4 protein-coding genes are annotated in these 12,156 nt (G+C 72.9%); 2 read left to right on the top strand and 2 right to left on the bottom strand.

Going from position 1 to position 12,156, the window contains the following annotated elements; genetic code table 11:
* Window positions 1-2: 2 nt before the first annotated feature.
* Window positions 3-7,385 carry a type I polyketide synthase gene (locus B7P34_RS01230; RefSeq protein WP_106673849.1) on the bottom strand — a complete coding sequence of 2,461 codons (7,383 nt, stop codon included), beginning with the start codon at window positions 7,383-7,385 and terminating at the stop codon, window positions 3-5.
* Between the two features lie 197 nt (window positions 7,386-7,582).
* Here B7P34_RS01230 and B7P34_RS01225 point away from each other — a divergent pair, with 197 nt between their 5' ends.
* Window positions 7,583-9,940: an MMPL family transporter gene (locus tag B7P34_RS01225; RefSeq protein ID WP_146166679.1), complete on the top strand. Its 2,358-nt coding sequence runs from the start codon at window positions 7,583-7,585 to the stop codon at window positions 9,938-9,940.
* Window positions 9,941-10,197: 257 nt separating this feature from the next.
* The gene (locus B7P34_RS01220) at window positions 10,198-10,560 is read left to right on the top strand and encodes a hypothetical protein (RefSeq protein WP_106673847.1); all 363 of its coding nucleotides are present in this window, start codon (window positions 10,198-10,200) and stop codon (window positions 10,558-10,560) included.
* Window positions 10,561-10,737: 177 nt separating this feature from the next.
* On the opposite strand, the gene B7P34_RS01215 is transcribed toward B7P34_RS01220, so the two are convergent.
* Window positions 10,738-11,910, bottom strand: a complete 1,173-nt coding sequence (locus tag B7P34_RS01215) for a cytochrome P450 (protein ID WP_223267361.1) — start codon at window positions 11,908-11,910, stop codon at window positions 10,738-10,740.
* Window positions 11,911-12,156: the final 246 nt, after the last annotated feature.

Below are 12,156 nucleotides of genomic sequence, written 5' to 3'. Positions count from 1 at the left end.
GTTCACTTCAGCCAGTGCAGGCAGCGGCGGGCGAGGTCGGTGACCGAGGTGCTGTTGACGATCTCCAGCATGGGCAGGGTGCAGCCGAGCCGCTTCTGGAGGGCCGTCATGAGTTCGGCGCCCATGAGGGAGTCCACGCCCAGCTCCGTCAGGGAGCGGTCGAGGGGCAGCCGGTCCGGGGAGGTCTGGAGGATGTCGGCGAGGGTGTGGGTGAGGAGGTCGGTGATCAGGGCGAGGGCGGTCTCGGGGGTGGCGTCGGCCAGCCGGCGGGCGAGGGTCTCGTCGCCGTCGCAGGTGCCGTGGTCGGGGGGCAGGACGGTGCTGAAGCGGGCGGCGGCCGGCACCAGTTGCCGTGCCCGGTTCCAGTCGATGTCGGCGAGGACGGCCACGTCGTCGCCCCGGGTCAGGAGGGTGCCCAGCGGTTCGAGGAGTTCGGCGGCCGGTACGGAGGGCAGGCCGATCGTCGCGAGGTAGGCGGTCATGTCGTTGCGGGCGGCGTGGCCGGCGTCGGCTACGGCGCCCCAGCCGACGGCCAGGGCGGGCCGCCCGGCCCGGCGGCGGGCTCTGGCCAGGGCTTCGAGGTAGGCGTTGGCGGCCGCGTAGTTGCTCTGGTGGAGGTTGCCGGTGAGCGCGGTGACGGAGGAGTGCAGCAGGAACAGGGTGAGGTCGCGGTCGCGGGTCAGTCCGTCCAGGACGGACGCGCCTGCCGCCTTGGGGGCCAGGACGTCGCGCAGGCTCTCGTCGGTGAGGTCCATCAGGGGGCCGTCGTCGAAGACCGCCGCAGCGTGGACGACGCCGCGCAAGGGGTGTTCGGGTGTGTCGGCCGCGTCCATGACCGCGCGCATCGCTTCGGTGTCGGCGGCGTCCGCGGCGTATGTGGTGACGTGCACGCCCTGGCGGTGCAGCGTGTCGAGGAGTGCCGGTGCCTCGGGGGTGTCGGCCCCGCGCCGGCCGGTCAGTGCCAGACGGCGGGCTCCGAGCCGGGCCAGCCACTGGGCCGTGGCCGCGCCGAAGCCGGTCAGGCCGCCGGTGACGAGGTAGGTCGCCTGCGGATCCAGCGCGGGCGGGGCGGGCTGCTGCTCGATCCGGGGCGCTGTCTCCAGGGAGATGACGACCTTGCCGATGTGGCGTGAGTGCTGGAGGGTCTCGAAGGCGTCAGTGATCCGGTCGGCGGGGTAGACGTGGTGGAGGATGGGCCCGTAGACGCCCTCGCGCACCCGCCGCGCGATCTCGGGGCCCTCGACCGCGGCGAGCTCCGGGTGCTGGGTCAGGAGTTCGTGGATGTCGCCGACCGCCGACAGCGTGAGGTTGTTGAGGAAGGGGCGCAGCAGCAGCGGGGTGTTGCCGTAGAGGTCGCGTTTGCCGAGCTCGATGAAGCGGCCGCCGCTGCGCAGGGATTCCAGGCCCCGGCTGATGGCCTCGCCGGCGAGCGAGTTGAGGACGACGTCGACGCCGCGGCCGCCGGTGAGGTCCTTCACCTGGTGGGCGAAGTCCAGGGACCGCGAGTCCAGGACGTGCCGGACGCCGAGCAGGCGGAGCAGGTCGCGTTTGGCGGGGGTGCCGGCGGTGGCGATGACGTGGGCGCCGGCGTGGGCGGCGTACTGGAGGGTGGCCAGGCCGACGCCGCCGGCCGCGCCGTGCACGAGGACGGTCTCGCCGGGCTCGAGCCGGGCGAGGCGGTGGAGGCTGTGGTGGACGGTGAGGTAGACGCCGGGCAGCGTGGCGGCCTGGCAGAAGTCCATGCCGTCGGGGATGCGGCCGGTGAGGTGTTCCTGGACGGTGGCGTGCGAGGCCAGCATGTCGGAGCCGAAGCCGAAGACGCGGTCCCCGACCGCGAACCGGGTGACGCGGGATCCGACGGCGGTGACCACGCCCGCGCACTCCAGGCCGAGGCCCGGCTCCTTGCCGCGCGCCTCGCCGGCGCGCGGTGTGCTCAGCGGGATGAGGTCGAGGGACTGCAGGACGTCCCGGTAGTTGAGCGCGGCCGCCCGTACGGAGACGAGGACCTCGTCCGGCCCGGGCCTGGGTGCGGGGGCGGGCGCCCAGGCCAGGCGGTAGTGGCGGCCGGGTGCGCGCAGCCGCAGGGCGAAGGAGGTGCCTCGGGGCGCGGGTGCGGTGGTGGTGAGGGCGGGGCGGGCGTGGATCCGGGGCACGAAGCGTCCGGAGGGGGTGAGCAGGATCTCGTCCTCGGTGGTGGGGTCGGCGAGTTCCGCGGCCAGGCGGGCGGCGTCGGCCTCGGGGCTGCTGCCGCGTTCGAGGGAGATGCGGCGTACCGCCAGTTGCGGGTGTTCGGTGCCGATGCAGCGGGCCGCTCCCCACAGCGTCGCGGCCTGCGGGGCGAGGGGGCGTTCGGGGGCCGGGAGGGCTCCGGTCGGGGGTGTGGCCAGCCACAGGGCGATGTCGCTGCGCCGGGCGGCGGAGGTGACCAGAGCGCGCAGTGTTGCGAGGCGGTGCACGGCACGCCCGGTGTCCAGGGGCGCGGGTTCCGTTCCGCTTCCGGTGGGCTCGTCGGCGTCGAGGAGCAGGACGACTCCGAGGTCGCCGGGGTGCTCGTCGAGCAGGGCCGTCCAGTGGTCCGGTTCCGTGGCGGGTGCGGCGCGGCGGGCGCCGAGATGGAGGGCCAGGGCGTCGGCGAGGGGGTCGCCGTCGGATTCGGCGGCGACGATCCAGGCGCCGGGCGGCCGGGCGGGCTCGGCCGCGGGGGCCGGCCGGGGACGGTGCGGCCGCCGGGCGAGGAGCAGGAAGGAGTCGCCGCCGCCGATGGTGAGGGGGTGGGCGTATCCGGCTTCCGCGAGGACCTTCTGCCACGTGCCGGGGGCCAGCAGTGGTCCTGAGGGGCGCAGGCCGGTGTCGTGGCTGGTCCAGAAGCCGGGCAGGAGGCCGTAGAGGAGGGCCCATGCGGAGGGGTCGTGGGTCTCGGTCGCCAGGAGGTGGCCGTCGTCGGCGAGGAGCGTGCCGAGGTGGGCGAGTGCGCGGCGCACGTCGCTCGCGGTGTGCAGGGCGTGTCCGGCGATCACGAGGTCGAAGCCGGCTTCGGGCAGTCCTTGCTCCACGGGGTCCTGGTCGAGGTCCAGGGTCCGGTAGGTGACGAAGTCGTAGGGGCGGAAGAGCCGTTGGGCGCGGGGGAAGAAGGTGCCGGTGACGTCGGTGCAGACGTATTGCGTGCGGTCGGGCGGGAGGAGGGGCAGGAGGGAGGCGGTGGTGCCGCCGCTGCCCGCGCCGACTTCGAGGATGCGCAGCGGCCGGCCGGCGGGCCAGGCGGCGACGACGGACTGCAGGGCCGTGCGCAGGGCCCGGAGGCCGAAGCGTGCCGTGCCGCCCCCGGCGTGGAGTTCTTCCAGCAGTGGACGGTGGGTCGCCGTGTGGAGGACGTCCGCGGCGTCGAGGCGGCCGCGCAGCACCTCGGGCAGGCGTGAGCCGCACGTGCCGATCAGGGCGATCTCCACGGCGAGGCCGGGGTGGCGCCGGGTGAGGTCGCGGACGCGTTCGTGCGGGGCGGGGGTGCGCACGATGCGCCACCGGTCCTCCTCGGTGCCGGGTGACGTCACGGGTGCGGCCAGGCCGTGGGCGCAGGCCGTGTCCAGCAGCGTGTCGAGCAGCCGCGCGTGGGGGGCGATGACGCCCGCGTCGAAGAGCTCGGTCTTGGTGAAGGCACCGGGGCCGGGGAGCAGACTCGCGACGGCTGCCGCGCCGAAGTGCGCCGTCAGTTCCCTGACGGTGTCGAAGACATGAGCGGTCTCGTCCGGTTCGTGCAGGAGGTCGCGGCACGCGTCGGCGACGGCGGCGGGGCCGGGCAGCGGGCTGGGGCCGAGGTCCTGACCGGGGCGGCAGGCGGCCCTCATGACGGTGAGGTGGTGCCGGGCGCCGGTGGTCCCGGGCCGGTCGAAGCGGCGCAGCCGTACGCCTTCCAAGGACAGGCAGACCTGGCCGTCGGGGTCGAGGACGGTGAGGTCCAGGAGCGATTCGCGCGCGGAGCGGGCGCGCAGGCGGGCGTGGAAGTGTCCTTCGGCGGGCAGGGGCCGCCAGGCACGTACGCGGTCGAGGGACGCGGGCAGGCAGGGCTCACCCTGGACGGCCAGGTCCTCCAGCAGGACGAGACCGGTCTGGACCGCTCCGTCCAGCAGTGCGGGGTGCGCTTCGTAGCCGGACAGGTCGGCCCGGGTGGTGTAGCGGGTCAGGGATTCGTCCGGGCCGGTGTGCAGGTCCTCGCCGAGCACCAGGAAGTCGGGGCCGTAGCGGACGCCGACGCGTTCCATCATCCGGTAGAACTCCTCGGCGGTCCACCGCTCCGGCAGGCGGGCGGCGATGCGGCCGACGTCGACCGGTTCCGGCCGGGGTTCGAGGAGCCGGCGGACGCGTCCGCGGGCGTGCTCCTGCCAGGCGTCGCCGCCCTCCCCGCGGCTGGCGATGCGGATCAGGCCGTCGTCCGCCGACAGCGTGGTCTGGATGCGCAGTTCGCGGTCGTTCTCGAACGGCAGGACCAGCGCGCGGGGGATGGTGAGGTCGGTGACCTCCACGGCGCTGTCCCAGGCCCGCCGTCCGGCCGCCAGGGCCATCTCCGTGAAGCCCGTCGCGGGCATGAGCACGGCCTCGGCGATGCGGTGGCCTTCGAGCCAGGGGGCGCGCGCGGGGTCGAAGAGGCCGTGCCAGGAGGGGTCGGCCAGGTCCGCGCGCTCGCCCAACAGCGGGTGGTCGGCCGAGCCGTCGCCGCAGCGGCGGGCCCAGGCGCCGGGTTCGCCGTTCCAGTGGCGCTCGCGCTCCCAGGGGTAGGCCGGCAGGTCCACCACCCGGCCGGGCCGGGGGAAGAAGGACGCCTCCGTGCCGGTCCCCGCCGCCACCAGGTGGCTGAGGGCGGCGCGCACCGCGGACGGGCCGGGGGCCTGCCGGCTCAGGGTGGGCACGACGGTGGGCCGGTGGCCGGCCACCGGCCGCCGGAGGTAGCCGCTGAGCACGGGGTGGGGGCCGACCTCGACGAAGACGTCGCACCCCAGGTCCCTCAGGTGGGCGACGGCCGGTGCGAACTGCACGGGCCTGCGCAGGTTCTGCCACCAGTAGTCGGCGTCCATCTCGGTGCCGGTCAGCAGGGTGCCCGTGGTGGCCGACGCGTACGGGATGTGCGCCCGGTGCGCCTTGACCCCGGACAGGGCCGTCACCAGCCGGTCCGCGAGCCCGTCCATGGCGTGGCTGTGGAAGGCGTAGTCCAGGCCCAGGTCCTGGAAGAAGATCCCCTGCTGCGTCAGTTCCCGCCCCAGCGCGGCCAGGGCGGCCTTGTCGCCGCTGACGGTCACGTCCCGCGCGGTGTTGACCCCGGCGATCTCCAGCCGCCCGGCGTACGGTTCCAGCAGCCGTCCCGCGCTCCGCTCGTCCGTGCCGATCGCCGCCATGCCCCAGTCGCCGGCCGTCGACTGCTGCGCGCGCGAGCGCTCCACCACCACCAGCGCCGCGGCGTCCAGTTCGAGCACGCCCGCGGCCCAGGCCGCGGCCATCTCGCCGGAGCTGTGCCCGACCACTCCGGCCGGACGGACGCCGGACGCGCGCAGCATCTCGACCAGGCCCACCTGCACGGCGAACATCAGCGGCTGGGCGACGTCCGTGCGGTCGGGCGGCCCGCCGCGGGCCAGCTCCTCCCGTACGGACCAGCCGAGAAGCGGGCTCAGCACGTCGTCCGCCTCCGTCACCGCGGCCCGGAAGACGGGCTCGGCCGCCAGCAGGTCCGCTCCCATGCCCGCCCATTGCGAGCCGTTGCCGGAGAAGGCCAGCGCGACGCTCCCCCGCTCGGCGGCGGCCGCCGTGGCGCCGGCGAAGGGCTGCTCGCCGGCTGCCAGGCCGCGCAGCAGGGATGCCGCCTCGGCCGGGGTGCCGGCCAGGACGGCCGCGCGGTGGGCGTGGTGGCCGCGCCGGCGGGCGGCGGTATAGGCCAGGTCGTAGAAGTCCCGGTCCGTGCAGGTGTCGAGTCGCTGTGCCATGCGCTCGGCCGCGGCGGCGGTCGCTTCGGGGGTACGGGCGGACACGACGACCGGCAGGAGGCTCGCAGCCGGCGCGTCTTCACGTACGGTCTCGTGCGCGTCTTCGCGCTGTCCGGGCAAGGTGGTGACGATGACGTGGGCGTTGGCGCCGCCGAAGCCGAAGGAGTTCACGCCGGCCACGGCCCGTCCGCCGGGGGGCTGCTCCAGCACACGGGGCTCGGTGGCGGGGGCCAGTTGCAGTCCGTCGAAGTCGATCGCAGGGTTGAGCGGGAGAGCGTGCAGGTTCTCCGGGACCCGGCCGTGCCGGAGGACCAGCATGGTCTTGAACAGTCCCGCCATGCCCGATGCGGGCTCCAGGTGACCCATGTTGCTCTTGACCGATCCCACGGGCAGCGGCCGGCCCGGGGCGCGCCGGGTGCCCAGGGCCCGTCCGACGGCCCGGCACTCCACGGGATCCCCGATGGGGGTGCCGGTGCCGTGCAGCTCCAGATAGGCGATGTCGTCGGCATCGATGCGCGCCCGCTCGTACACCTCGCGCAACAGCGCTTCCTGCGCGTCGGCACTGGGCTGCGCCAGGCCGGGAGTACGCCCGTCCGTGTTGACGCCGCTGCCCAGGATGACCGCGTGCACCCGGTCGCCGTCCGCCAGGGCGCGGGACAGGTCTTTGAGGACCACCAGACCTCCGCCCTCCGCCCTCGCGTACCCGTCCGCGTCGGCGGAGAACGTACGGCAGCGGCCGGTCGGGGACAGCATCGACGCCTTGGCGAACCCGACGTACTCGAAGGGGCTCAGCAGGGCGTGAACGCCACCGGCCAGAGCCGTGTCGCACCGGCCGGTGCGCAGTGCCTCACAGGCGTGGTGCAGGGCCACGAGGGCCGAGGAACAGGCCGTGTCCACCGCGAGGCTGGGGCCGCGCAGGTCCAGGAAGTGCGAGACGCGGTTGGCGACGTTCGACGTGGCACCGCCCGTCATGGTGTACCCGTCGGTCGACCGCTCCTCCAGCCCCTGCAGAACCGCGAAGGACGGGCTGGAGACGCCCGCGTAGACGGCGGTGCCGGATCCGGCGAGCGACGCGGCCGCGATGCCCGCGTCGTCCAGTGCCTCCACCGCCATTTCCAGGAAGATCCGTTGCTGGGGGTCCGTGCGCGACGCCTCACGGGGCGACATTCCGAAGTAGGCGGCGTCGAACCCGTGGATGTCGTCGAGGAATCCGCCCGCGAGGGTGTAGGTCTTCGCCGGGCGCCAGGGCACCGGATCGAACCACCGGCCCGGATCGAACCGGTCGTCGGGGAGTTCACCGACGAGGTCCCGCCCTTCGGTGAGCGCGGACCACAGCCCGTCCAGGGTGGTGATCCCGCCCGGCAGCCGGCAGGCGGCGCCCACCACGGCGACGGCGCCGGACGTGTCGAAGTGCGTCATGGAAAAACTCCTCGCCGAGGGTGGGCATGCGATGTCCGGAGAGCGCCCGGAGGTAAATCGGGTTATTGCGGCTCGCTCTCGTAGAGAAGTCAACGATTCAGGAGCGTGAGCGTTTCGGATCAACTCTTCCCGATTTCGGCGTGCCATTCTGTCCTGTGTTTTCGGTGCTGCTGCCCGACGGCTGAACGGTGAAGCACATGCCAGACTCCACGAACATCACCGCGAGGGAATCCGGTCCTACGGGGCGGATCGGCGCGACGGCCGCCCGGCACGGCCGGCTGGTGATGTGGGTATGGGCCGTACTCATCACGGCCTCGGCCGTTCTTCTCCCCCTGCAACTGGGCCGGCTGAGCATTCCGTCCACCGCCATGGGGAACTCTCCCGCCCTGCGGGCCGCTGAATTGATTACCCGGGGATTTCCGCGGCTGGGCTCCGAACAGATGATGCTGGCCTTCGACTCCCCGACGTGGCAAGGAACCGATCCCGCCTACCAAAAGGCGGTGTCCTCGACCGCCCGGGCGATCGTCGACCGGGCGGGAGTGGGCACGGTATTGCCGGTGCCCACGGTCACCGGGCAGAACCCCCGTCACGTATATGTTTCCATCGGCGTCACGGGGGACGAATCCACGCGCCAGCGGCGGCTGCCGCACTTGCAGGACGTGGCCTACCGCACCGCGCGAGAGGCGTCCGGCGGCCGCGTCTCCGTGGCCGTCGTGGGGCTCACGCCCGTACTGGCCGAACTGATCCACGCCGACGTGAAGGACCTGAGGTTCGTAGAGATCGTCACCGTCCCCACGGCCGTGCTGCTCCTCGCCTTCGGCCTCGGGTCGCTGGGGGCCGCCGTGGTGCCCCTCGTCGTCGCTGTGTCGACCATCCTGGTGAGCACCGGCGCGCTGATGGCGATGAGCCTGGTGACACAGGTCGACACCACGATGCTGACCCTGGCGTCGAGCGTCGGCCTGGGCCTCGGGCTCGACTACGCCCTGCTGATCCTGCTGCGCTACCGGCAGGCCCGGTCGCGCGGCCGGACTCCGCTCGAAGCGACCGCCCGCGCCACCGCCACGGCGGGCACCACCGTCTCCTGGTGCGCGCTGGTGGTCGTGACCACCAGCGCGGCACTTCTGATCATTCCGGCGCGGAACGTGCGCATGCTGGCGCTCGGCGCGATGATCGCCACCGGCATCACGCTCTGCGCCGCGCTGACCTTGCTGCCCGCCCTGCTGCCGCGCCTCGATCCCTGGCTCGACCGGGGCCGCCTGCGCCGGCGGGGCGGGTCCCCAGGAAGGCTTGAGGCAGAAGGAACGACCGGGCCGACGGCCTTTCCCGGGGCGGGGGCGAAGGCCACCACAGACGGGTGGTGGACCCGCTGGACGCTGCACCTGATGCGACGCCCGTGGCCCTACCTCATCTCGGCGCTCACCGTGCTGCTCCTGGCCGCCACCCCCGTCCTGGGCATCCGCCTGGGGCTGCACTACGACCGCACGGCCCTCGCGCACACCACGACGGGCCAAGGCCTGCTGCGGATGGAGCACGACCGGCTGGCCAGCGTGACCGTCCTCGCCCTCCCCCATCCACCGGGCGCTCCCCCCGTGGACACCACGGCCTTGTCCGCCACGCTGCACGCCGACCCGCGGGTCGCTCTGGCCAGCGCACTGGACAACGGCAAGGACCTCACCGTGCTCGCGGTCGGGGAACGCAACGCCCCCGACAGCGCGGCCTCCACCTCCCTTCTGAACGACATCCACCGGCTCGCGCCGCGGCTGCTCCCCGCAGGGCAGCGCGTGCTCATCGCCGGGCCCACGGCCGCGCTCGCGGATCTCAAGAGCGCGGCGGTCACCGGCCTGTGGCAGGTGATCGGAATCGTCCTTGCCGCTTCGTTCGTCCTGCTCCTGGTGGTCTTCCGGAGCGTGCTGATCCCCCTCAAAGCGATCGCCATGAACGTCCTGGCCGTCGGCGCCGCGTTCGGTGTGCTCACCCTGGTGTCCGAGATGTCCGGAGGGACGCCGGCGGGCGGCGGGACCGCGGCGGGCGGCGTCGCGGGGGCGGGGGTCGCAGGGGGCGGGGTCAACGTCCTGATCCCGCTGCTGGCCTTCGCCCTGGTGTTCGGCCTGTCCATGGACTACGAGGTCTTCCTCGTCCACCGCATCGCCGAGCACTACCACCGCAGCGGCGACAACGCCCGCGCGGTCGCCCACGGGCTGCAGCACACCGCGCGAACCATCACGCTCGCCGCGGCGGTCATGGTCGTCACGTTCGCGGGCCTGCTCACCACCCACCGCCAGGACTTCCAGCAGATGGGCCTGACCGTCGCCGCCGCCATCGCCATCGACGTCACCGTCATCCGCATCGTCCTGGTGCCGTCCCTCATGCGGCTGCTCGGCCACCGCAACTGGTGGCTCCCGCACGGGCTGACACGCCTGCTGCCCGCCCCGAGGCGCACCGGAGCGCACGCGTTCCCGGACGCCGAGGCCGCCTCTCCCCTCGTCTCTCCCCGGCCCCCTTCCCAGACGAACCGCGCGTCACGGACAGGGGCACTCACAGAGGAGCAAGGATGACCTTTCGCATTCCGGCCGGTCTCACGCGGAGGCCTCGACGTACACCGGCGGCGGTCGCCACAGCCGCGGCCGTAGCCACGGTCCATCTGCTGCTGACCACACAGTCGGCGGACGGGGCCGTCCCCGGGGCACGCCTGCCCGAACAGCACCGCCAGGCGGCCGCCTTGACGTGCGCCGTCAGCACCCTTCCGGATCACCCGGTAACCTTCGCCCCTCCGCTGAGCCAGATTCCGCGCACGGTCACCGTGAGCGGCGCGATGGCGTTCACCGACTGTGCGGCACACGACAGCTCCGTGGCGCGCGTGCGCTCGGGCCTCTTCACGTTCCGCGGCAGCGCCCAGGCCGTCTGCACCGGGGCACAGGCCGTCGCCGGCCGGGGCCGGGTCACCTGGTACGACGCCGGCGGGCGCACCGTCGGCTCCTCGACCCTGCAGCCGTCCCTCCACCACATCACCAGTTACAACCCCGGCGACGCCCTGCTGGGGGGAACCGTCGCCCGGGGCACGCTGGCGGGCGCGCGCGTCTCCGGGAGCGCAACCCCCACCAGCGATGTCAGCGGCTGCGTACTGGGCGGGCTGCGCACGCTCCACGGCAGGGGGACGGTGGCCTTCCTGCGCTGAGACGGCATGCCGGCGCCACCGCGCGAGGGCACGAGACGGCAAGTGGCCTGCACGTCCGATCACTCGACGTACAGGCCACCCGGGTGGCACTGGATCAACCACCGTAGTACCAGTTGAGACCGGTACCGAACCAGTCATAGGCCGGAGTGTTCTTGACGACCCGACGGATTGCAGCAATCACGGTTGTTCACCTCCTTCCCGGCGTGAGGGTCCTCCACGGGGCTTGGTGGTGCGGTGGAGGACAAAGGGGCGGCAGATGGCGGCGTTGGTCACGAACGGACGCAGGTCGCCGCCCGTGACGGTCAGGTGTGCGCCGTCGGCGAGGGCGGTCAGGGCGTCGGAGATCATGGTTTGCGCGACCGCCGCTCCGGCGCAGATGAACGGGCCGGAGCTGAAGGGAACGTAGGGGCCGTGCTCACCTGGTTCGGCCCAGCGTTCGGGCCGGAACACGCCGGGCCGGGTCCAGCGGTTCTCGTCGTGGTGCAGGAGGTAGGGGCTGACGGACAGGACCGCGCCGGGCTGGAAGGGAACCCCGCCGAACTCGGTGGGGCGCGGTACGGACCGGCCGACCATCCAGACCACCGGCCGGTGCCGTGCGGCCTCACGGGCGATCCAGTCGGCGGGCCACGGCCAGGAGGAACGCGGCCTGCCGTGGAGGCAGGCGAGAAGCAGCGACCAGGCCACCGAGTGGCCGACGGTCCCCACGATCGACAGGAACATCAACAAGTACAGGTCGGCCAGCTCACGGCTGGTGACCTCGTCGGGGCACACGGCGATCAGGGTGTCCAGCAGGTCTCGTGGCTCGTCGGCGGGGATGCCTTCTCTTCGTCGGGCCGTCACGAGCTCGACCACCATCGGCTTCAGTTTCGGGCGGCGCATTTCCACCAGTGCGCGCTGCCACATATGGGGCGCACGGACCAGCGAACCGACGCGTACCGCCTGCTCCATCGACCGACGCAACGTCGGCGAGGCGTCCGGTTGCAGCAGCAGGTCCGCCGTGCACCGGTACACCAGCATGGCTCCGGTTGCCGGCCACTGGCTGGCCTCGGGCAATTCGGCCGCCGCCTTGGCCATGTTGACCCGGTATTCGGGCAAACGCGCGCGCACCAGGTTGCGTACAGCGTGGCCGAAGTCGTTCTGGGCAGGGCGCGAGGGCAGCAGGTCTCCGAAGAAGGGGGCCGTCCCTGTGTTGAAGGCCGGGTCGCGCAGCACCACGAGCGCCAGGTCCGAATCGCCCACGCACCAGGCGCCCCACGGAAGCCGGAACACGCCTGACGGGCTGCGGTGGGAGTAGTTCTCGACGAACCCCAGCGGATCCCGCCGAAATCTGAGCATTTCCACCATGCTCATCGAGCACCTCCCCGGCCACTCGCCAGGCGCTGTCCGGCTCACCAACGGGCTGTTCAGGCCCGTTAGCGGAAATCTCCGCCTTTTTCAGTGACATACATAGCGTTTCGCCGGAACATCACCCCATTGGCCGACCTTTTTAGTGCTGACGCTCCCCATGTTGCCCGTGGGGCAGGCCAGTTCGGCCGCGCGCTCCGCCGGGGCGCCTGTGGCAGGAAGCTCAGTTGCCCGGTGCTGAGGGCGGTGAGG

This window comes from Streptosporangium nondiastaticum, assembly GCF_003011965.1.
Lineage (GTDB): Bacteria > Actinomycetota > Actinomycetes > Streptomycetales > Streptomycetaceae > Streptomyces > Streptomyces nondiastaticus.
Note: the sequence above shows the minus strand (reverse complement) of the source record. Positions and strands in the feature narration are given on the sequence as shown.

Bases quoted from the DNA above. Each gene is read 5' to 3' on its own strand.
- B7P34_RS01230 (WP_106673849.1), bottom strand. From the start codon at position 7,385: ATGACGCACTTCGACACGTCCGGCGCCGTCGCCGTGGTGGGCGCCGCC.
- B7P34_RS01225 (WP_146166679.1), top strand. From the start codon at position 7,583: ATGCCAGACTCCACGAACATCACCGCGAGGGAATCCGGTCCTACGGGG.
- B7P34_RS01220 (WP_106673847.1), top strand. From the start codon at position 10,198: ATGGCGTTCACCGACTGTGCGGCACACGACAGCTCCGTGGCGCGCGTG.
- B7P34_RS01215 (WP_223267361.1), bottom strand. From the start codon at position 11,910: ATGAGCATGGTGGAAATGCTCAGATTTCGGCGGGATCCGCTGGGGTTC.